Here is a 22,491-nt window from a genome sequence, read left to right as displayed (position 1 = left end):
AATCTGAACTGTGCCTCGGTTTATGGGATTAGCTCACCCTCGCAGGCTCGCTGCCCTCTGTCCGAAGCATTGTAGTACGTGTGTAGCCCAGAACGTAAGGGGCATGATGACTTGACGTCATCCCCACCTTCCTCCGAGTTGTCCCCGGCAGTCTCCCCAGAGTGCCCAACTCAATGATGGCAACTAAGGACGAGGGTTGCGCTCGTTGCGGGACTTAACCCAACATCTCACGACACGAGCTGACGACAGCCATGCACCACCTGTCTCCGCGCTCCCGAAGGCACCCCCTCCTTTCAGAAGGGTTCGCGGGATGTCAAGCCCTGGTAAGGTTCTTCGCGTTGCATCGAATTAAACCACATACTCCACCGCTTGTGCGGGCCCCCGTCAATTCCTTTGAGTTTCACACTTGCGTGCGTACTCCCCAGGCGGGATACTTAACGCGTTTGCTTCGGTACTGACCGGGTCGATACGGCCAACACCTAGTATCCATCGTTTACAGCTAGGACTACAGGGGTATCTAATCCCTTTCGCTCCCCTAGCTTTCGTCCCTCAGCGTCAGTAACGGCCCAGTAGAGCGCCTTCGCCACTGGTGTTCTTCCCAATATCTACGCATTTCACCGCTACACTGGGAATTCCCTCTACCCCTGCCGCTCTCTAGCTACTCAGTTTCCACCGCCGACTCAGAGTTAAGCCCTGAACTTTGACAGCAGACTTGACTAGCCGCCTACGGACGCTTTACGCCCAATAATTCCGGATAACGCTTGCCTCCTCCGTCTTACCGCGGCTGCTGGCACGGAGTTAGCCGAGGCTTATTCCTCAGGTACCGTCAGTCCTTCTTCCCTGAGAAAAGCGGTTTACAACCCTAGGGCCGTCCTCCCGCACGCGGCGTTGCTCCGTCAGGGTTGCCCCCATTGCGGAAAATTCCCCACTGCTGCCTCCCGTAGGAGTCTGGGCCGTGTCTCAGTCCCAGTGTGGCTGATCATCCTCTCAGACCAGCTACGGATCGTCGCCTTGGTACGCCATTACCGCACCAACTAGCTAATCCGACGCGAGCTCACCCTCAGGCAGAATTCACTCTTTCACCTCTCGGCATATGGGGTATTAGCATCAGTTTCCCAATGTTATCCCCCTCCTAAGGACAGATCCTCACGCGTTACTCACCCGTCCGCCACTAGCTCCGAAGAGCCCGTTCGACTTGCATGTGTTAAGCACGCCGCCAGCGTTCATCCTGAGCCAGGATCAAACTCTCCATTGTGGTGGTTATCGCTTAATAACCGGCTCTTTCTCTATCCGTCTTTGCTCACACCGCAGCCTATGCTACAATGCCAGCAATTTAATTCATTGACGAGGCTGACTTCCTCTCAAACTATTTCACTGTCGAGGTCCTTACCTCGGGAGGCATCGCCGCAGCGCCTACCTCCCTCAGCGCTTTATCACTATAGCGACACCTTTCCCCTTTAGTCAACTCCTCAATTAATTGAAATTTCTTCGAACTCTCAAAGCACTTCTATGCAAGGCATTCAGTCAGCTTCTTAGATTCAACAGGCATCTGCACTACAGCCCATCTGGAGTAATTCTTCCCAGAAGCTATCCATATATGGGGGGCCAGGGTCTTCTTGAGGGCACAGGCACAATACCTTCTGGTCGATTGGGTAATAACCCATTCTCGGGTTATCTGGTTGTAGGCACTCTTGGAGCTTAGAGGTGACTACAGGCGATAGGCTAGTCGATGGGAAGGTTTAGCCAATTCAGGCTGAGACACCGATGGGAGGGGAGTAGACTATGAATTTTCAGTCAGTAATTGCAACACTGCATGAATTTTGGGCCCAGCAGGGGTGCTTGATTGTGCAACCCTATGACACGGAAAAGGGGGCAGGTACGAAGAGTCCCCATACGTTTTTGCGAGCTTTAGGCCCTGAGCCCTGGTCCGTTGCCTACGTAGAACCCTGTCGGCGACCAGCGGATGGTCGTTACGGAGAGAACCCGAATCGGTATCAGCATTATTACCAGTACCAGGTGTTGATCAAGCCATCACCCAGTACGATTCAGGAGACTTATATAGAATCCCTACGGGCGTTAGGCATCAGACCGGAGGACCACGATGTTCGGTTCGTAGAAGATAACTGGGAAGATGCGGCAGTTGGGGCCTGGGGCGTGGGTTGGGAAGTCTGGTTAGATGGGATGGAAATCACCCAGTTCACTTACTTCCAACAGTGTGGCGGTCTCGATTGCCATCCAGTATCCATTGAGCTGACCTATGGCCTAGAGCGACTGACGATGTATTTGCAGGAGGTAGATGCGATCGCATCTATCCGCTGGAACGATACCATTACCTATGGCGATATCTTTACACAAAGTGAGATTGAGCACTCCAGCTATAACTTCGATGCCTCCAGTGCAGAATTGTTGTTTACTTTATTCGATCTTTACCAGAAGGAAGCAAAACAGCTGATGGAGCGAAAGCTAGTGATCCCCAGCTATGAGTATGTGTTGAAGTGCTCTCACACCTTTAACCTGCTAGATGCCCGAGGAGTGATTTCGGTGACAGAACGGACTCGGTACATTCGCCAGGTGCGAGGGCTGGCACGACGGGTAGCACAGTTGTATTTAGAACAACGGGAAGCGTTAGGATTTCCGCTGCTCAGTCCATCAAGCGTAGCGGCCGCCTAGGCTCAAATGTAGCCAGAATAATACGGGATCTGCGCACCGCTCATGCATACCTAGGCAGTGCAGCGATGATCCTGTTAGTAATTCACACTGTTCTAGGAATCAAACTGGGGCTAGCTATCTGATAATGTCAACGTCTGCAGCAACGGTAATTTGATTGTCGCTGTTGAAACTCCATAAATCTTTGTAACCGACTAAACCAGCTCTGTCTCCCGGAAAGCAAGTATTTTCACCATTCTGGGGGAAAAGTTCTGATGGGAAAGAGGCGGGCAGCTTGGGCTTCCTATAGCCATAGACACTCAGGGTGCACCGATGGGCATAGGAGCAGCTGCTAGTATTGTCGTTTGTTTGGCCTACATCGTAGGGTTGTGGCTGACAGATCAGATCGGAACAGTTCCTGGGACATGGCTAGGAATCGGCAGCCTGGCTACCTTTCTAGCCGGTCTAGGCCCTCGGATCTGGCTAGGGGGACCAACCCGCCGTGTCTGGATCATTGCTGGCTTGGTGATGGTGTTGGCATCGGGGTATTACCAATGGCGACTGCCAGTGGCGGTCGACGATGATGTCAGCGCCTGGCTTGGCCACCAGGATAGCCGCCAAGGGACCGTGGTGCGGGGGCAGGTGGAGGCCTCCCCTGGCCAAACCCGCAGTGGTAAGACTCAGTTCTGGCTGGCAGCCCGGTCAGTCTGGGGTCAAGACGCCACAGGGCAGTTGAGTCATACAGGCCGGGCAGCTAGAGGTTGCCTCTATGTGACCATTCAGGATCCAGCTGCCACAGAGATGTACTCGGGCCAGGTGGTGACGGTGGCTGGACGGCTCTATCGACCTCAACCGCCGCTGAATCCCAATGGGTTTAATTTTGAGGGCTATCTAACTGATCATGGCTGTTTCGCAGGGTTATCGGCCAGTGATATCGAGTTTGACGCTACCGCTACGAAACCCCTGTGGCGCCTATGGCGATTACGAGAGCGCATCATCACGGCTCAGGCAACGGCCTTGACGGAGCAGACGGGGGCCTTGGTGAGTGCCATGGCCTTGGGGCGACGGGCTGTTGATTTGCCTTACCCTCTGCAGGATAGCTTTATCCGGGTCGGTATGGCCCACACCCTAGCGGCGTCAGGCTTTCATGTGTCGTTGGTGTTGGGGGTGGTGTTGGCCCTGATGAAGTCCCGACCTCGTGCTCTCCAGGCGGGGGTAGGTGGAGCCACCCTGGTGGGCTATGCCTTGCTCACGGGTGGGCAGGCTAGCGTATGGCGAGCCGTACTCATGGGCGGGGGAGCCCTACTGGGTCTGATCAGTGGACGGCGGGTGCAGTCTCTGGGCTGCTTGCTGGTGGCGGCCACTGGATTGCTGTTGTACAAGCCCATCTGGATCCACGATGTGGGCTTTCAGCTGAGTGTGCTGGCCACCTTGGGGTTAATTGTCACGGCCCGGCCGCTGGCGAATTGGTTAGACTGGCTGCCCAGCCGCATCGCTGGGCTCTTGGCGGTGCCCCTGGCCGCTTTTCTATGGACGATTCCATTGCAATTCCATTATTTTCATGTGCTGTCTACCTACGCTATTGTCTTGAATGCGGTAGCGACGCCCCTGGTCACGATCATCAGTCTGGGGGGCATCGGCAGTGGCTTTGTGGCAGCCCTATGGCCAGGGTTGGGAGGTGCGATCGCATCGCTATTGCAATTACCAGCAGCTGGGTTGATTGCCTTAGTGGACTGGGTCAATCAACTGCCAGCCAGTTCCATTGCCGTCGGTCATATTTCCCTGGCCCAGATGCTGGGACTCTACGGATTACTGGGGTTAGCCCAAAGCCGTCGCCGCCAGCAACGGCTCTGGCTGATTGGCCTCTTGGCAGTCGGCTTGGTGGCGTTGCCCCTGGCCTATCAGCGCACTATTCAACTACAGGCTACGGTGCTGGCAGCAGGTGATCAACCGGTACTGGTGCTGCAAAATCGCCAGCAAACCCTTTTGATCAACGGCGGCAGCAACAGTACCAGCCGCTATACGGTGCTGCCTTTTTTGCGTCAGGCTGGCATCAATCGAGTGGACGATGCGATCGCATTAGCTCCACCTGAAGATTATGCGGAGGGCTGGCATCTGATTGCCGATGCCCTCCACGTAGACACCCTCTACGGCGAACACGACTGGCAGGAAGGCTCCCTGCAGTCCATCGCCTTACCCATTGGCCACCAGACCGTCGTTGGGCCTCTAGCCGTACAGCGATTGGGCACCGACAATACTATCGTTCGCTTTAGCCTCGAGGACCATGCCTGGCTAATGGTTTGGGATCTCGCCCCCCAGCTGCAGCAACATCTAGCCCAGGCAGGATCAGTCTTGCGCAGCCAAGTCCTGTGGTGGGATGGTACGCCGCTGGCCGAAGACCTGTTAGAGGCAATTCACCCCCAGGTAGCCATTGCCTCCAGCCCTAGACTCACCGCAGCCGTACACGAACAGCTGCAAAGTCGTGGCATCGACGTATTTTGCACTGGCAGCGATGGCGCCGTATTATGGACACCCCGTCAGGGCTTCTGGGGATATAACCAAACATCCCATCATCGCTCAGGCATGTGGGAGTAACCATGGTTTTTACTCCCCCTTGGCCTAATCCTGACCTAGGACGGTAAACTAAGTCAGATACCCTCTGGAGAGGTGGCAGAGTGGTTGAATGCGGCGGACTCGAAATCCGTTATGGGGTCACACCCATCGAGGGTTCGAATCCCTCCCTCTCCGTTAAACCCGATACCTAAACAAGTCAGTATCTGCGACTGATGCAGGCTTTGGCTCATCCGGGGCAATATGACTCCCAACTCACATTGGGCTAGCCTTCACTTTCATTGATGGGATAGCGATCCATGGTAGCGATGGCGTCGCGGGCAGCATCACGGAGGTCGTCAGACAGGTAGGGCACATGGGGAATCTGGGCGAGAAAGTCAAGGGTGCGGCGCAGGACCCGCACAATATCCCCTTCGTCCAGGCTGGTATTGGCGCAGAGTTCGCTCCACTCGAGTTGGTTGGCCCACTGTTCCACCAAGCCAATGAGTTCAAATTCCATCCAGACTGGCATCACCACCTGGTGGCGGCGCTGCTGCTGGAATAGCTCCCGACGCACACTCCGCAGCCCTTCCAGAGCCGATTCCACCGCGGCAGAAGGGGCGTATCGAGTCCAACTGTCGGGGCGAGAGTTTTCGGTGACCAGGGCAGCGCAGGCGGTGGCTAGCTCTGCCGGAGATAGGCGCTCAAACTCACCGGAGGCCAGGGCTAATCCCAGCCAGAGTTCGTTGTCGCCGCGGATGGCGGCGGCCATTTCCCCTAGGGTGGTGGGTCGGGTGCCATCCAGGCAGCCGAAGTGTTGCAGCACCTCCAGCAGGTTGACGAACTCCTGCCAGTAGCGACCGCTGTATTGGCTCAACTTTTCGATGCGATCGCATCGTTCCGCGTCCAACCGCTGCCGTTGTTTCTGGCGTTTCAGCAGGGCATTGGGATTGTATACATGGGCGGGGTGCGCCTGTAAAGCTGCCTCCACCGCTTGCGTACGTTCCTGTTGGGTTTTCACCTCCGGCGCCAGATCCTCCAGGGGGGGCGGGGTGGGAATCTGGCGGGCAATGGCCGCACTGACCTGATTGCCCTGGCGCCGTTGGCCCGGCTTCGGCGGTAATTCCGCCGGCGGAGCTAGTGTATCCACTGCCTCCAGACGAGGAAGCTCCGGATGTAGCCCTACCACATCGCTGACTGTCAGCACGTACCAGGTGTTGTCGTGGCTGAGGCAGACCAGATAGGGAAACTGCCCCGGTCCTGACAACTTCATTACCAGGGTGGCAGGCAGAGGCTCAGCCACAGGCACATGGCGCCCCTTGAGGGACAAAATACTGCCAGCCATGGCAAACTGCAGGGCCTCAGCTAAGTTAGCCGTCAGCGTCTCTGTGGCCTGCTGCTGCAGAATCTTCAGCAGACGCCGTTCTTCCTTGAGACGCCCCTTGAGCTTGGCGTAGTCATTCAGGGTATCGGCATCGATGGTGGCTAACTGGGCATCATGGTGAGCGATCTCAGCCTCTAATCGTTCAATCGCCTGCCGCTGCGGGCTTAGATGTAGTGTGGCCAAATACTGACCAAAGCTACGCTCAATCAATTCCTTGGCTTCCTGCAAGGTGTGGGTCTGGAGTAGATTAAGCACCATGCCATAGCTGGGAGTAAATTGACTGACCAGGGGATCGGCTCCCGCCGTAGCTAGAAACGCCGCTTCCTTGGCTCCTTCAAAGGGCGTCTCCGCCGCTACCACATAGCCCCGCTGGTCCATGCCCCGCCGCCCAGCCCGGCCTGCCATCTGCAAAAACTCAGAGGGATTGAGCAGCCGATGACCGTTATCGGTGCGCTTGGAGAGGCTAGAGATCACCGTGGTTCGCGCTGGCATGTTGATGCCCGCTGCCAGGGTTTCCGTGGCAAACACCACCTTGATCAACCCGGCCTGAAATAACTCCTCCACCAATCCCTTCCATAGGGGCAAGATCCCAGCATGGTGGGCGGCAATGCCCCGATAGAGAGGCTCAACTTGGCCGCTGCGAGCCGCCTCTGGGTTCCAGGCCAAGAAGTCATCGATGCGACCTTTAAGGGCAACGGCTTCCGCCTCATTCACCAGCGATAGGCTTCCTATCTCGGTCACGGCCCGATCGCAGCCCTTGCGGCTGAAGATGAAATAAATGGCTGGCAGCATGTCTCGCTGCTGTAGTTGCTTCACCACATAGCTGGGCTGAATGCTATCCCGACGGCGGGAGCGACGAGCTCCCCGTGGTGGCTTGCGTCGTGCCTTGAGCTTGGGATGCAGACGCCGTTGGTTAGAGTCCAGCAGGGGAAAAATACCCTTGCCGTAACAGTAGAGAAACTCTAAAGGGACCGGGCGAAAATCAGAAAAGATTAACTCCGTTGGCCCATGCACCCGCTGCAGCCAATCAGTCAGTTGACCACTATTATCTACTGTGGCCGACAGGGCCACCAACTGGATATGGAACGGGCAATAAATAATGGCCTCTTCCCAGACGGTACCCCGCTGCCGATCGTTCATGTAGTGGCATTCATCTAGCACCACCGCCTCCACCCCTTGCAGCGAGGTGCCCACTTCACCGATGCGGGTGCCATAGAGCATGTTGCGAAAGATCTCGGTGGTCATCACCACCACTGGAGCCTCTCGGTTGATGGAGATATCGCCAGTGAGTAATCCCACCGTGTCATAACCAAACTGCTGGCGGAAGTCTCGTAATTTTTGATTGGAGAGGGCTTTCAACGGGGTGGTATAAAAGACGCGCTTGCCATGGGCCAGAGCCCGATGAATGGCATATTCGCCGATTAGGGTCTTGCCGGAACCGGTGGGGGCGCAGACCACGACGGAGCGATTAGCCTCTAGGGCGTCAATGGCTTGGCGCTGAAAGTCATCTAAAGGAAAGGGGAATAGTCGATCGAGGTCAAGCACTAAGGGGTTCGTGAAACGGTAAAAAAAGTAGCTAGCGTTGGCCGGATCGCCGAGAACAACCGGCAACAATCAACGCTCTAGACTACGGGGCTATCTGGGGGCTATCTGGGGAGCTATCTGGCACACAATCCCGTGGCTTGGGAGAGTTATAGTAGGACACTCCCAATACACTCTCATTTTAGTGTGTGGCTTCCCAGGCGATAAACTCTATGCCGCCTATGCGGCAACGGTGGCCATCATTATTGTCAAGGGTCACCTGCAGATATCGGCACTGATGTCTGTTCCTGGTGCCTGAGTGATTCCCTCCTTGCCAGCGTCAGTGGATATTCTGGCGCAAGGCTTTCCCCTTGGCATGCAACCGTAACGTTTGGGAACGTACGGACTGTTTATTCAAAGTTCAGATGAGCGAGTAAGGGAAAGATTTTGAAGCCTTCGTGAAGGTTTCCAGGTTTAACCGAGAGTTAACCCGACAATTCCGGCCTCTTTATAGGCTACCGATAGTTTTCTCAGTGAAATCACCTGGATGCCACTAGGTATCAATCGTTGCTTACTGAACACCTCAGAGGGGATCACACTCCTTGGTGATTGACCTCTTAGACGGAAACCCAAATGGGAGACTGACCAGAAGGCAACGACATGACTAGCACCGGCAAAATAACGACATGACTAGCACCGGCAAAATGACGTTAACAGGCATCATTACCATGCAAAGACTTCTTTCTGTGGCGGCTCCAGCGGCCCTATTGCTGGGAGCAATGGCGGCTCCGGCTGAGGCGGCTCGACTTAAGGCCCTAGGTACCTTTGAAACTGGTTTGTTCGATGAAGGAGCGGCAGAAATCGCCGCCTATGATGGCAGTAGCCGGCTGTTCGTGACCAATGCTAACGCCAACAGCATTGATATCCTCGACATCGTCGATCCAACCAATCCTGCAAAGGTCAATACTATCGACCTCAGCTCCTTTGGCGGTGGGGTCAACAGTGTGGCCTTCAACTCTCTGAATGGGTTCAACTACATCGCTGCGGCGGTGGAGGCCAGCAATCCCCAAGAGAATGGCAGTGTCGTATTTTTCGATACCAATGGCAGTCTACTCAATACCCTGACGGTGGGTGCTCTACCGGATATGCTCACCTTTACCCCCGATGGCAAGACTCTGTTGGTGGCCAATGAGGGAGAACCCAGCGATGATTACACGGTGGATCCGGAAGGGTCGGTGAGTATCATCAATGTGTCGGGGGATATTCTCGGCCTCACCGACGGCAACGTCAAAACGGCGAACTTCAATGCCTTCGATAGCCAAAAGGATGATCTGATGGCCCAGGGCGTGCGTATCTTTGGCCCTGGGGCCAGTGTCTCCCAGGACTTAGAGCCTGAGTTTATCGCCGTCTCTGGAGATTCCACCAAGGCCTATGTGTCCCTGCAGGAAAACAATGCCTTGGGCATCTTAGACCTGACCAGTGGTGAATTCACTGATATCGTGTCCCTTGGATTTAAGGATCACAGCCTGCCTGGTAATGCTCTGGATGCCAGCGATGAGGATGGCATTAATATCCAAAATCTACCGGTACTAGGTATGCGGCAGCCCGATGCGATCGCAACCTACGAAGCCGGCGGTCAGACCTTTGTGGTCACCGCTAACGAAGGGGATGCCCGCGACTATGATGCCTTCAGTGAAGAGACTGACCTAGAGGATTTACTGGAAGACGGTCTCCTCGACCTGAATAACGACGGCATCGCCGACACCGAGACTACAGTAGTTGATCCCAGCACCGGGGAGACCGTGGCCGATCTACTGGCAGCAGACAAGCTGGGGGAAATTGACTTTACTAACGCTACCGGTGACATGGATGGCGACGGCCTCATTGAAGAGTTGCATGTCTTTGGGGGACGGTCCTTCTCCATCTTCGATGAAGAGGGCAACCTGGTCTTCGACAGCGGCGACCAGTTCGAGCAAATCATCGCTGACCTGATTGCCCAAGGCGTCTTGCCGCAAGAAGCCTTCAACACCGACAACGACGAGAACGACTTCGACAGCCGCAGCGATGCTAAGGGCCCCGAACCGGAAGGCATTACCGTGGGCGAGATCAACGGTCGTACCTTTGCCTTCATCGGCCTCGAGCGCATCGGCGGCGTCATGATGTATGACATCACCAATCCCGAAAGCCCCACCTTCCTCACCTACGTCAACGACCGGGATTTCCTAACGGACTTTGATGAAACTAACTTCCAAGAGGTTGGTGATTTGGGACCAGAAGGGCTAGTGTTCATCTCGTCAGCCAATAGCCCCACTGGCGAAGACCTGTTGGCAGTCACCAATGAGGTCAGCGGCACCACTACCCTCTACTCGGTAGAGGTGCCTGAGCCAGCTTCAATGGCGGGTTTACTGGCTGTCGGTTCCCTGGGACTGATGGGACTGAAGCGGCGCCGCCAGGCCTAGGCTACTTTCTGCATGTCGTGAGTTTTCTGCATGGGGCGCGGTTGCCGCGCCCCTACTCTGTTCCCTGTCTCCTTTACCCACTCACTCGTCTACTCATCCACCCGCCCACTCTGCTGCTACGCACGGCCACAGCCCTTCACTCTTCACTCTTCACTCTGCTGCTTCGCACGGGCACAGCCCTACGCACGGGCTAAGCCCTCCGGGCAGGCTACGCCAACGCCCTACACTCTCCACTCTTCACTCTCCACTCTTCACTCTCCACTCTCCCACTCCCCCGCTTTCCCCACTCCCCCACTCTCTCCTCTCCTCTAAAGCCGCGGTAAAATCTCCGGTAAATACTGGGCCGGAATCTGAGAGAACGCCTGCTGCTGGCCATCGATACCGAGCAACTCGTAGTGATGGCGTACACTGTGCACGATGCCCGAAAGGGCCATGGCATAGCTGTCTGGGTCCCCTTGCCACCCTGCTAAGGCCATCAGAAAGTACTGCAATGCCTGCTGTAAGTGGCCTTGGCAACTACCGGCGGTCTGGGGACCATAGAGAGCCAACTGATCATGGACAACGCCAGCACTGTGATAAGTGGCCCAAAGATCGAAATTGAGAGCAGGCCCTCCTTGTTGCTGTAGTTGCTGGGCGGCGGTAATAGCCTGCTCATAGGCCTCTAGAGACCGTTGCCACAAATCGATTTGAGCCTCAGAGAGATGCTTCTGGTATCGGGCTAAATCCCAATAGGTGGTGCCCAGATTATTTTGGGTAGCCGCGTAGCCAATTAAATCGGTGGTGGGGGTCCGAAAGGCTAGGGCCGACCGATAGGCGTCGATGGCATATTCTAAGAGCACCACAGGCCGCTCGTATTGGGCCAAACTCCAGTAGGCAATACCTAAATTAGTCTGCACCATGGCATAGTCCAGGGGAGCGGTGCGGGGCGATTGATGTTTCAATGCTTCGGTATAAGCAGTGATGGCCTGGTGTAGGTTGTCCGGGGCAGCCTGATGCTGAGCCAAGCGCCAATATACGGCCCCTAGGGTATTTTGTAGGGCGCCGTAGTCTGCTGGGGCAGCCTCCATAGGCCGCTGTTGCAGGGCCCGATGATAGGCCTGGATAGCCCGGTATAGGTTGCTGGCTGGATCTTGATAGTTGGCCAGGAGGCAATAGACGGCCCCTAGGTTTTGGTTCACCCGCAGCAGAGTATCGCTGGCCCCAGGAAAATCCTGAGTGCCTAATACTTGTTCATAGGTTTCAACACTACGGTGTAGCCAAGATAGCTGATCCGTGGGACTCACCGTCTGCTGGGCCTGCAGCCAGTACAGACTACCCAGATCGTTAAGGGCGTCAGCCCATTCAGATAGCTCTGAGGAGAGACCAGGTAAGGCGCGCTCATAGGCCATCATGGCTGCGGTTAGCAGTACCGCAGAGCCCTCACCAGCTTCGATGCGATCGCGCCATCCCTGTCCCAGGTGCAGATAGGTGCGAGCCGCTTGTTGAGGAGAGGCATCTTGAACGAGAAAGTGCTGTTCAATTTGTTCTAGGCCCTGCAACGGTGCATCAGTCAAAATATCTGCAGCAGGGAGAGATGAGCTGGGAGCAGCCTCTGGTATCTGGAGACCTAGCGTTGAAGCGGCAGCCGAGGATTCGGCATCTAGCTGGGCCAGATCCTCCGTCAGCATGGTCCAGACATCGGCCTCGTCTGGATTAGCAGTAGGTTTTGCGGCGGCATGGGGCTTAGAGGGCTCCCCCCCCAGGGCTTGGGGCGTAGCCAGGGGAATGGGTTCAGCCACAAATTCGAATAAGCCGCTACGGCACTGCCAGACCCGTGGCACAGATTGTTGAATTTTACGAGCCCAGGGGCGGGTGAGCCAGATGATCACAGTGCTCTCGAGGTGGGGCAAGAGCCGCTCCAGGTGTCGCAGGGTGGCTAGAAATTGCTGCTGGGCACTGGCGGGCTGACGGGTCAGTTGCTCAATACCCAATATCTGCAGATGGGGCAGGGAAGTTTGAGAGGAGGCGGCCCGTTGAGCCTTAAGCCACATCCAAATCTGGCGGGGCAGATCAGGAGATCTCGGAGAAAGCTGTATGGACACCAGCTCGACAGAATTATCAGCTGCTGGTAGAGATGGCAAATCTGTCTCTAACTGAGCCGCTAGTCGTCGCTGCAACGTGTAGTCATCACAAATGGCCATCAAAATTTGACGGCGCAGATTTAAACTCAGAGTTAATCGCAGTTTTTGATACGCCTCTTGATTGAGGCCCAAAATAGTGCGCGAGTTCAGAGATATCACAATCGCCTAGCGTTCGTTGTCCTGCTCTCTTCTAACCTGTTTCTAGAGACTTCATCATACTTTTTCCTGGGGGCTCCATAAATGTGCCGAAATCGAGTTGCTCTGTTTATGGTTGGCTTACTCTCGGCACTTGCTCTTAGCATGACAACAGTGAGCTGATATGCTGGTGGTCTATCTTTGTATCTAAGTGCCATGGCTACTGCTGCTCCCTCGATTCGTCATCAGCAACATGCTTTGATCCGTCGCTTGGCTGATGCCATTGAAAGGGTCTGGACCCAGACATTAGCTCTCTCTCCCTACCAACTGCCAGAGGAGCTTGGTTATGTGGAGGGGCGGTTGGAAGGGGAAACTCTGGTGATTGAAAATCGCTGCTATCAGACCCCACAGTTTCGGAAATTGCATCTGGAATTGGCTCGAGTGGGCCAATCCCTCGATATTTTGCACTGTGTTATGTTCCCTCGGCCCAGCTATGATCTGCCCATGTTTGGCTGTGATTTAGTCGGGGGGCGCGGGCAAATTAGTGCGGCCATTGTCGATCTGTCACCGGTGCGGGCAGATCACCAGTTGCCTTCTGGCTATCGAGCAGCCTTGGCAGCGTTACCGGCACCTGAGTTTGCCCAGATGCGATCGCTGCCGCCCTGGGGGGATATTTTTTCGCCCTTTTGCCTGTTCATTCGTCCCAACAATGCCATCGAAGAGACCCAATTTCTAGAGCGAGTGCAGGCCTATCTGCAAATTCATTGTCGCCAAGCGGTTGCCACCCCTGCTACTCCAGACCGAGAGGATATCATCCTGGCCGGACAGCAGCGTTACTGCCAACAACAGCGGCAAAATGATAAAACCCGGCGGGTACTCGAAAAAGCCTTCGGTGAAGACTGGGCAGAACGCTATATGACCACGGTGCTCTTTGATTTGCCTGAGAGGTGATTTACAATCCGCACGATACCCATGACTCATCGTCCTTCCTCCATTGCCAATCCTACCCATGGGGACAATTCGCCCCCAGTTCTATCGACCTCTCCTGGACAGTTGATCGTGTTCACGGGCCCTAGTGGCGTAGGCAAGGGCACCCTGCTGAGGGCCTTACTAGAGAAGCATCCAGAGCTACATCTATCGGTATCGGCGACGACTCGAGCCCCACGACCAGGAGAGGTCCACGGTCAGCATTACTATTTTGTGGAACGGGCAGACTTCGAACAGATGATCCGCCAAGGCGATCTGCTAGAGTGGGCAGAATTTGCTGGCAACTACTACGGCACACCGGTCCAGTCTGTGACGGTACCAGTGCAAGCAGGCCATTGGGTCGTGTTGGAGATTGAATTAGACGGGGCCCGTCAGATCCGTCAGCGCTTCCCAGGGGCCTGGCAAATTTTCATCTTGCCTCCCTCCCTGGAGGAGCTAGAGCACCGAATTCGTCAGCGGGGACAAGACGATGAAGCTGCCATTACTCGACGACTACAGCGGGCTCAGGTAGAAATCGAGGCGGCAGCTGAATTCGATCTTCAGATTGTCAATGATGATCTAGAGGTTGCCCTAGAGCGGCTAGAATCCTGCTTGTTTGAGCGTTTACAGGCTACTCCACCCCATTGATGGCTTCTGGGTTGGAGGGTGCCACTCCGGTCATCACCAGCAGCGGTTCCATCACTGTCTTGACTAAGGGGGCCGCCACAGTAGAACCATAGGCGTTTTCCCCCCAGGGTTCATCAATGACGGCGAGGACTACGTAGCGAGGGGCCTCCGCTGGAGCAATAGCCACAAAACTAGTGATGCGGCCAGTGCCGTAGCGCCCCCCGGTAGTTACCTTCTGAGCTGTGCCAGTCTTGCCAGCAATTTGATAGCCATTGATTTGGGCAACTTGGCCGGTGCCCGAGTCCACAACAGTTTCCATCATGGCGATGACTTGCTGGGTGGTATCACTGGAGAAGAGGTGCTGGGGTACCAGGCGTTGGGGCTGCCACTGGAGCTCGCCGGAGGCATCGACTAATCCTCTGACCACATGGGGAGTAACCAACTTACCGCCATTGGCCAGGGCTCCATGTAGACGTAGGAGTTGGATGGGGGTGAGGGCTAATCCCTGACCAAAGGCAACGGTGGCCCGCTCTACCGAGCTTTGGAGAAATTGCTCCCGAGAGGGCAATTGAGCCGTGGCCTCGGCAGGCAGCTCAATACCAGTAGGATTGAGCAAATCGAGTCGCTGCAACCAGTGGTAATAGGTGGCAGGCTGCAGCCGTTGCATCAGGTGCACCATGCCAACATTGCTGGAATATTTCAGGATTTCTGTCAGGGTTAAGGTGCCGTGGCCGCCAAGGGCAGCATAGTCGAAGTTACGGATGGTCCATTCGCCTAAGATCAGTTGGCCTTCGTCGTAGAGGGTATCCCCGGGCTGGACCGCCCCAGCTTCCAGGGCTATGGCCATGGTGATGGGCTTAAAGGTGGACCCGGGCTCATAGAGATCGCTCACGGCCCAGTTGCGTAAGGTGTCTAGGTCGGCTTCGTAGTAGCGATTTGGGTCATAGGTGGGGGCTACTGCCATGGCTAGGAGGGTGCCGTCTTGAGCGTCCATGACCATGACTGTGCCGCGTCTCGCTCCATATTGTCGCAGGGTACGTTGTAGTTCCTGCTGGGCTATTCGTTGTAGTTGGCTATCTAGGGTGAGTTGCAACCGCAGTGACGATGATTGGGGAGAGGCCGGATTAGGGGGAATGGCTAGGCGCTCCTCTAGAGCTACTTCTAGACCAGTTTGGGCCTCTCCCTCGGCGTTGATGAAGCCTACTACTTGAGCGAAGAGCTCCTCTTGGGGATATACCCGTTGCACCTGAGGAATGAGTTCGAGGCCATCCACTTGCAACGCCTGGATGCGATCGCGTCTCTCCGGAGATAACTCATCAGCTAACTTGATCCCAGTTGACTGTTGCCCGAAAGTTTCCTGCAGCTGGGCCGGGCTGGTTTCTAGCAATGGTGCCAAAGCCGTCGCCACTTGATGATAAGACTGCTTAAACAGAGCCGGATGACTATAGAGGGTATACACGATCTGATCAACGGCCAGTAAATTCCCTCGCCGATCAACGATTGGATGCCTTAATGCTCGAGGAGTGGGGGAGCTTTTCTGCTGTTGCTGCGCCCGTTGCCGCAGTGAATCCCCCTGGTGAATCTGCACATAGATTAGACGAGCCCCAATACCCACCATGGCAACGACGAGACTGGCCCAAACCAGGGTGAGGCGCCAGCGAGGAGCGGCGGGAGACTGCCGTCTGTGGCGACGGCTTCTTAGCCTCGGGGTAGACGCCAAGGACCTTTGCCGGGGATGAAAGCCTCGCTGACGCTGGGTAGCCAGTGACGTCAGTCTAGCCAGCTGTCGATGGGCCATTGCCGATGAGTCGATAAGAGATCACTGTAGAATAGCAAGTCTAAGTCAAGGTCTGGAGCCTCCCGTTGGTTAACTGCCAGAGCTAGCAATGGCGTGGGTCAGTATCCCATGGGAAATAGTGGTCCTTCTTGGCTAGACCTCTGGAACTGAGGTGGCTCGGTAGGCCGTTGGGGGGCCGGCGTCAGAAACAATACATGCTCGGGATGAGGAGACATCAACCCGGCCTGGGGACGCTTGGCCTGGTCAGCTAAATGGTGCTTTAGCAACTCGTTTGCCGTTGTCAGTCGATGTTCGTGGCGTTCTAACTGGGTAAGCTGCGAGGTCGTCTCCGTCAGTTGACGGTTAAGGGAAACAGACAACCCGTATAGAGCTAGCGTGCTGACAACGGTACCTGCTGTTAGCCAGGTGGTACCGATGGTCACCCATCTCAGCCACCGTAACCAGGGAGCTTGATCAGGTCCCACCGGCAACGAGTGGACCGGCGCTAGTCTGGCCCGGCTTTGTGGCCTGGACCGCCTAGAGTAGCGAGGTGGCCGCTTGATGTCTGGGGCTAAGGTCTGACTGCGGTAAGTGACCCAGTCAGCCTGATCGGAGGTGTCCGATTTGAGGGCAACTGCCATCCTCTACTCCTCTAGCAATCCACTAACTGCCGTCAGGATACTCCATTGCAGCAATTCTGCGACAGATTGGCCGAAATCCTGAGGAAAAGCCCCCGATTCTAAAGTGAATCAGGGATCAAATATAAGAATCAAGCGCCATGCTAGCGTGCAACTCCCCATAGCACAAGAGCCAGCACACATAAGACATACAAAAGCGTCTTCAGCCTGTTCTCCTGAGGAAGCCCTAGTACACTCGTTCCTTGGGCGCTATAACATGTCGAACCCAGGAGCATAACCAGTGCTAGGGCCCAACCCGCCGGTAAAAGATATGAAGTTGCCTAGCCGATTAGCCATCGGGGAGAACTTACGCCGTTCTCTACCCAGAAATCTGGCCGGAAATCTGACGCGGTGCTCAGGACTAACTGCTTTTGGAGCGTGTGTGCTAAAGTTTAGCGCCACAGGCTGGACAAAAGCTATGGCTAGAGGGATTTTCAGTACCACAGGTGCTGCATTGCAGGGTCTCTATCGGACGCTGGGAAGTAACTTCAGGCAAGCCCAACATCTGGGCATTACTCTTGCCAGGAGCCACCATGGGATAGCAGTTTTCATCCTTGCGAACCCGCACATCCATGACCACAGGCCCTTGTGTGGCCAGCATTTCATCGATCGCTGCCGACAACTGGTCGCGGCTAGTGACCAGCATACCTTTAACCCCATAGGCCTGGGACAACAGCTCAAAGTCTGGCATGCCCACTTCCATATTGGAGGAAGAGTAACGCTCTTCAAAGAAGGTCTGCTGCCACTGGCGTACCATGCCTTGCCAGCCGTTATTGATAATCACGGTCTTGGCGGCAATGCCGTACTGAGCCAACGTACCCAACTCCTGGATATTCATCTGGAAGCTGGCATCACCGCTAATGCAGATAACCTCCTCGTGGGGTAAGGCCACCTTAACCCCCATCGCAGCTGGCATGCCATAGCCCATGGTGCCCAGGCCGGCACTGGAAATCCAGCGACGCGGTCCATTTTTAAGAAACTGGGCAGCCCACATCTGATGTTGTCCCACATCAGTGGTGTAAAACGCTTGGGGTGCCTGACGCCCCAACTCGACAATGACTTCCTGGGGAGACAGCATGCCCTCATAGCTGGGCACGAGCAAAGGGTAATCTTGGCGCCAGCGGTTGATGCGATCGCACCAAGTCCGCGTCTGCTGAGGAGAGGGGGGCTGACTTTGCTCCTGCAGTCGTCGCAATAGGTCCATCAACACCTGGCGCACATCCCCCACAATCGGTACATTGGGAACGCGGTTCTTACCCACCTCAGCCGGGTCGATATCGATATGAATCACCTTAGCCCGAGAGGCAAACTCATCTAGCTTACCTGTGACCCGATCATCGAAGCGAGCCCCAATGGCGATCAGCAGATCACACTCGCTGACGGCAAAGTTGGCATAGGCCGTACCATGCATGCCCAACATGCCCACGGCCAGGGGATGATGTTCATCGAAGGCTCCTTTCCCCATCAACGTGGTGGTAACCGGAATCTGAAAGTACTCCGCCAGTTGCCGAACCTCGTTGTGGGCTCCCGCCGTAATCGCCCCACCTCCCACATACATCAGGGGCCGTTCGGCCTGACGCATCAGATTAATGGCGTGGTTGATCTGACGTGGATTCCCCTTCACCGTAGGTTTATACCCCCGCAACTTCACCGAGTGCGGATTGACGGGCACATAATCAAAGGCTTCCAGGCCGACATCCTTAGGCACGTCGATCAACACTGGCCCCGGCCGCCCTGTCCGAGCGATATAGAACGCCTCCGCCACAATGTCGGCAATCTGGTTAGGATCCCGAGCCACGTAGGAATGCTTCACAATTGGTAGAGTAATGCCAAAAATATCCGTCTCCTGGAAGGCATCACTACCAATGGCAGCCCGGGCTACCTGTCCCGTAATCACTACCATGGGAATCGAATCCATTTGAGCAGTGGCGATGCCAGTGACCAAATTAGTCGCCCCCGGCCCCGAAGTGCCAAAACAAACCCCGACTTTTCCAGTCGCCCGAGCATAGCCATCAGCCGCATGAGCAGCTCCCTGTTCATGGCGTACCAGGATATGCTGAACATCACCCGCTGCTTCCGCCCGATAGAGCTCGTCATAAATGGGTAGGATGGCCCCGCCAGGATAGCCAAAGATATGCTTAACTTCATGCCGCTTCAGGCTATCAATCAGGGCAAAGGCTCCAGTTGCCCGTTGGATAACAGGATGACTCTCTGGCGTTGTCGGTTGGACTCGAACAGGGGTGGAAGTCATGGGAATGCTAGCTCGACACAATAAGGGAATAGTTACAAAAATTACAAAATACTGCTAACGATCATGCCTTGGAACAGGCAGACTGTGCGTAATCTCTAATCGTATTTTTATCAGAAGAACTAAGGCCCTGACCAGACAATTGATTGAGGCCACTTCAGGAGTGAGCCATGCTCAACATCAGACCTCGGGGCTTACTGAGAGAAAGACCAATCCCAGGCTGGAACTGGCCACGGCGCACCGCCGCCCAGATCTCAAGTCATGGTCATCTTGAAGCAAGGATACGGAACACAAAGCACGCAGGGCATCCAGGAGCAGCCGCCAGCCCATCCTCTGGACAATTACCTGTGATCCTACCCCGCCAACAGTAACCCTAGCCATCAATACCCAGGATGATCTACCTCAGGAGCATCAAACCCCTTAGGATAAACAGAGGCTATTGCCCCAGGGTTGTATGGTTGCCAAAGCCCTATCCGGTCAATCTTCTTTGCTTGCGACAGATCTCTTGGCTTACTACCGACAGGTAAGCCAATCACTCCTGACAGTCATCGATGTAGAAACCACGGGATCCTTGGCCTATCGGTCCCGGGTGATTGAAGTCTCTATCCTACAGGCTAGTCTGGCCGATGGCATCCACCAGCAGCAGACATTCTTGATTAATCCAGGAGTGCGTATTCCCCGTATCATTACCCGGGTCACCGGTATTACCCAAGAGATGGTTCTGCAAGGGGAGGCCCCAGAGGTAGTCTGGCCCCAGTGTCGTACTGCTTTAAGTCAGGGAATCCTGACAGCCCATAACCTGGAGTTTGACTACGGCTTTTTGCAAGCAGAATACCAACGCTTGCGACAGTCCTACAGTCGCCCTGCCAATAGGCGGTTCTGCACAGTGTTGCTATCGAGACTATTGTTGGCTGACCTACCATCCCGCAGTTTACCCAATCTAGTCCAACACTTTGGTTTTGATGTGGGACCATCCCATCGGGCTGGTGCCGATACTAAGGCCTGCTGGCTGCTAGCCGAAGGGTTGCTGCAACAAATTCAACAGGAATCCGATCAGGCATTGCTGGCTCGCTTTAGCCAACAATGGATTCGTCTCAAGGATGCAGCTACCCTGATTGGCCGCCCCCGGCAGCAGGTGCAGCGGCTGATGGAAGAGGCCGGCATGGAAGCCCGCATGTCTCGGCGAGGCAGTCGCATCTTTTATCGCCGTGGAGATGTGGAGCAGCTGTACTGGGCAATGCGAGACCAACCTCCCAATTTTTCCTAATGGGCTGGGATCATGTCTGTTGATCTACTGGGTGCAACGGTTGGGGAGAGTAGGGCTACAGCGGCGTGGCCTTTGCCTTAGCTCTCCATTCCTCCAGCACTCTCCTCGTCCAAGAGACCTGCCTGCACCACTAACTTGGGCCAAAGCAACAAGAAAAAGCCCATCCAGGCTGCCACCGGGATCGCCACCAAGGCAGTTAGCCACCAACGATGCAGTAACCACCAACTGCCGCCGATGAGGCTCAAACCAGTCAGCACAATCGACCAGGGTTGGCACCACCAGGGCTTATACCGCCAGGGACTCGGGGAAGATGTCATCATGTCTTAGGTATATAGCTTCGGATAGATGCGCCGAACCGCCAACCATACCATCAACACCGTACAGCCGAACAACCACAGCAGAGACAAAGGCCACCAGGGGGGCAGTGCCACTGGCCAGCGCAGTAGGTCGATCAAGGCAGCCAAGGGCAACACACTGGCGATGGCTTGCAACCCAGCAGGCAAGGTACTACGGGGAAAATAAGTGCCGCAGAGGGTAAACATAGGAATGATCACCAGGAAAATCGGCACATTGATCTGGTCAATTTTGCGGACCAGCCCTGCCGTAAACAGACCAAAGGCCCCAAATAGTAAGCTACCCAACCCAATGACCGGCAGAGATAATAGCAAATAGTCCCAGGTATAGAGGCGGGCGACAATGGCTACCAGCCCAGTCAGGACTCCGGCGATACAGCCTTTGGTAGCAGCCCAGAGCCAGTCTCCCAGAAACACTTCGGTGAAGCTAAGGGGGGCCGTGAGCAGAGCCTGCCAGGTCTTTTGAAAGTTGAGGCGGATAAAACTGCTGTAAGCCCCCTCAAAAAACGATTGAAACAAGACGCCAATGGCAACCATGCCAGGGGCGATGAACTCGGCATAGGTCAGTGGTTGCCCTAGGTAAGTCACATCTCCCACCAAGGGGGTGAGGCCATAGCCAAAGGCCACCAGGTAGACAATGGGCTCTGAGATGGGAGGCAAGCAGTTGACCAGCCAGGTACTACGGTAGACCTGAAAATGCCGCCACCAGACGGAATACACTCCCCAAGGGCTAATTTCCCAAGGCTTGATAGAGATTGGACTCATTCCAGTACCGTGCCTGTCAGACGCAGAAAGACATCTTCTAAGTTAGCGTGACGGCGGGTGAGACGCTCAGGATTGAGGGATTCGATCTGGTGCCAGAGGGGCTCGGGATCATGCTGGGGTAGGCTAATCAAATAGCCATTGCCAAAGGGACGACTCCACCGCTGAAATTGGTCGGCTAGGTATCGTAGCTTCTCGACTGGAATCCCTTCGATTTCAGCCACTTCCCGTCCAATCACCCGTTCAATCAGATCCCTAGGGCTACCCTCATCAATGATGCGGCCTCCCTGTAACAGGCACAAGCGATCGCAAAGTCGCTGGGCCTCATCCATGTAATGAGTGGTCAGAAGTACCCCGCAGCCGGCCTGTTTCAGCTGCAACACTAACCGCCAGAAATCCTGGCGGGCATCGGGATCCAAGCCGGTGGTGGGTTCATCTAGAAAGACCACCTGGGGATGGTTAATCAAAGCCCTGGCCAGCACTAGCCGTCGCTTCATGCCCCCAGATAACTCGTCGATTTGGCAAGGCCCTTTATCTTGTAGGTTGACTAACTCTAGTAGCTCACCGGCCCGCTGTCGGGCTGCCTGATGGGTGATGCGGTAGTGGTGGGCAAAGTGGGTAAGGTTCTTGAATACCGTAAAGTCGGGATCGAGGTTGTCCTCCTGGGTGACGATGCCCATGGCGGCGCGGGCATATTTGCCCTGGATCGGAATCTGCCAGGGGCCAAATTGGGTAAATCCCCGGGTAGGAATCACCGAGCCATAAAGCATCGCCACCGTAGTGGTTTTGCCGGCACCGTTGGGACCCAGTAGCCCTAGAATTGTCCCTGGTTGTAAGGTCAAATTAATTTCCTGGACCACGGTTTGATTGCCGTAGGTTTTCCAGAGGTCATGGGCCGTAAGAGTGAAGGGGGCTGAAGCGAGCATGGGGAAAGCGGCAGATGAAAAGGTAGGCGAGTCGGTGAGTGGTAGGGTGTATAGTCTAACGGCATTCAAGAAA

Annotated in this window: 14 protein-coding genes, 1 tRNA gene and 1 rRNA gene (1 of these 16 running past the window's edge); 7 read left to right on the top strand and 9 right to left on the bottom strand. The window is 55.4% G+C overall.

Annotated elements, in window-relative coordinates; genetic code table 11:
- Positions 1-1,255: ribosomal RNA gene (locus tag XM38_RS05555) — 16S ribosomal RNA — on the bottom strand (it extends 236 nt beyond the left edge of the window).
- A 527-nt stretch (positions 1,256-1,782) separates the two neighbouring features.
- Here XM38_RS05555 and glyQ point away from each other — a divergent pair.
- The 3 genes from glyQ to XM38_RS05535 all read left to right on the top strand — a co-directional run bounded on the left by glyQ (position 1,783) and on the right by XM38_RS05535 (position 5,394).
- The gene (gene glyQ / locus XM38_RS05550) at positions 1,783-2,670 is read left to right on the top strand and encodes a glycine--tRNA ligase subunit alpha (RefSeq protein ID WP_080806139.1); all 888 of its coding nucleotides are present in this window, start codon (positions 1,783-1,785) and stop codon (positions 2,668-2,670) included.
- A 309-nt stretch (positions 2,671-2,979) separates the two neighbouring features.
- Complete coding sequence (locus tag XM38_RS05540) at positions 2,980-5,241, top strand: ComEC/Rec2 family competence protein (RefSeq protein ID WP_080806141.1); 2,262 nt, start codon at positions 2,980-2,982, stop codon at positions 5,239-5,241.
- 66 nt (positions 5,242-5,307) lie between these two features.
- Positions 5,308-5,394 (top strand) — tRNA-Ser (locus tag XM38_RS05535).
- Positions 5,395-5,482: 88 nt separating this feature from the next.
- On the opposite strand, the gene XM38_RS05530 is transcribed toward XM38_RS05535, so the two are convergent.
- A complete protein-coding gene (locus XM38_RS05530; protein ID WP_080806226.1) occupies positions 5,483-8,125 on the bottom strand; it encodes a DEAD/DEAH box helicase in 2,643 nt (880 codons plus the stop codon).
- A 680-nt stretch (positions 8,126-8,805) separates the two neighbouring features.
- On the opposite strand from XM38_RS05530, the gene XM38_RS05525 reads away from it, so the two are divergent.
- Positions 8,806-10,560, top strand: a complete 1,755-nt coding sequence (locus XM38_RS05525) for a choice-of-anchor I family protein (RefSeq protein WP_088431534.1) — start codon at positions 8,806-8,808, stop codon at positions 10,558-10,560.
- 308 nt (positions 10,561-10,868) lie between these two features.
- Here the strand turns inward: XM38_RS05525 and XM38_RS05520 are convergent, their stop codons facing one another.
- The gene (locus tag XM38_RS05520) at positions 10,869-12,839 is read right to left on the bottom strand and encodes a tetratricopeptide repeat protein (protein WP_137455016.1); all 1,971 of its coding nucleotides are present in this window, start codon (positions 12,837-12,839) and stop codon (positions 10,869-10,871) included.
- A 192-nt stretch (positions 12,840-13,031) separates the two neighbouring features.
- On the opposite strand from XM38_RS05520, the gene XM38_RS05515 reads away from it, so the two are divergent.
- A complete protein-coding gene (locus XM38_RS05515; RefSeq protein ID WP_080806147.1) occupies positions 13,032-13,766 on the top strand; it encodes a phycocyanobilin:ferredoxin oxidoreductase in 735 nt (244 codons plus the stop codon).
- 21 nt (positions 13,767-13,787) lie between these two features.
- The gene (gmk, locus tag XM38_RS05510; protein WP_080806149.1) at positions 13,788-14,429 is read left to right on the top strand and encodes a guanylate kinase; all 642 of its coding nucleotides are present in this window, start codon (positions 13,788-13,790) and stop codon (positions 14,427-14,429) included.
- Here the strand turns inward: gmk and XM38_RS05505 are convergent.
- The 3 genes from XM38_RS05505 to ilvB form a co-directional block, all read right to left on the bottom strand.
- Positions 14,413-16,206 (bottom strand): peptidoglycan D,D-transpeptidase FtsI family protein, encoded by a 1,794-nt coding sequence (locus tag XM38_RS05505; RefSeq protein WP_088429292.1) that lies wholly within the window; start codon positions 16,204-16,206, stop codon positions 14,413-14,415. The genes gmk and XM38_RS05505 overlap by 17 nt on opposite strands.
- Before the next feature lie 98 nt (positions 16,207-16,304).
- Positions 16,305-16,826: a hypothetical protein gene (locus XM38_RS05500; protein WP_080806150.1), complete on the bottom strand. Its 522-nt coding sequence runs from the start codon at positions 16,824-16,826 to the stop codon at positions 16,305-16,307.
- A gap of 421 nt (positions 16,827-17,247) precedes the next feature.
- Positions 17,248-19,113: a biosynthetic-type acetolactate synthase large subunit gene (ilvB, locus tag XM38_RS05495; RefSeq protein ID WP_080806152.1), complete on the bottom strand. Its 1,866-nt coding sequence runs from the start codon at positions 19,111-19,113 to the stop codon at positions 17,248-17,250.
- 451 nt (positions 19,114-19,564) lie between these two features.
- Here ilvB and XM38_RS05490 point away from each other — a divergent pair, with 451 nt between their 5' ends.
- On the top strand, positions 19,565-20,377 hold the full coding sequence (locus XM38_RS05490; RefSeq protein ID WP_088429290.1) for a 3'-5' exonuclease: 813 nt from the start codon (positions 19,565-19,567) through the stop codon (positions 20,375-20,377).
- 77 nt (positions 20,378-20,454) lie between these two features.
- On the opposite strand, the gene XM38_RS05485 is transcribed toward XM38_RS05490, so the two are convergent.
- Genes XM38_RS05485 through XM38_RS05475 form a run of 3 tightly spaced genes read right to left on the bottom strand, consistent with a single transcriptional unit; the run spans position 20,455 to position 22,418 of the window.
- On the bottom strand, positions 20,455-20,694 hold the full coding sequence (locus XM38_RS05485) for a DUF6737 family protein (protein ID WP_080806156.1): 240 nt from the start codon (positions 20,692-20,694) through the stop codon (positions 20,455-20,457).
- Positions 20,695-20,700: 6 nt separating this feature from the next.
- On the bottom strand, positions 20,701-21,495 hold the full coding sequence (locus tag XM38_RS05480) for an ABC transporter permease (RefSeq protein WP_080806158.1): 795 nt from the start codon (positions 21,493-21,495) through the stop codon (positions 20,701-20,703).
- Positions 21,492-22,418 (bottom strand): ABC transporter ATP-binding protein, encoded by a 927-nt coding sequence (locus XM38_RS05475; protein WP_080806159.1) that lies wholly within the window; start codon positions 22,416-22,418, stop codon positions 21,492-21,494. Before XM38_RS05475 ends, XM38_RS05480 begins: the two co-directional genes overlap by 4 nt.
- Between the last annotated feature and the right edge of the window lie 73 nt (positions 22,419-22,491).

It is taken from the genome of Halomicronema hongdechloris C2206 (assembly GCF_002075285.3).
Taxonomy (GTDB): Bacteria; Cyanobacteriota; Cyanobacteriia; order Phormidesmidales; family Phormidesmidaceae; genus Halomicronema_B; species Halomicronema_B hongdechloris.
This window is presented reverse-complemented; position numbering and strand designations above follow the sequence as displayed.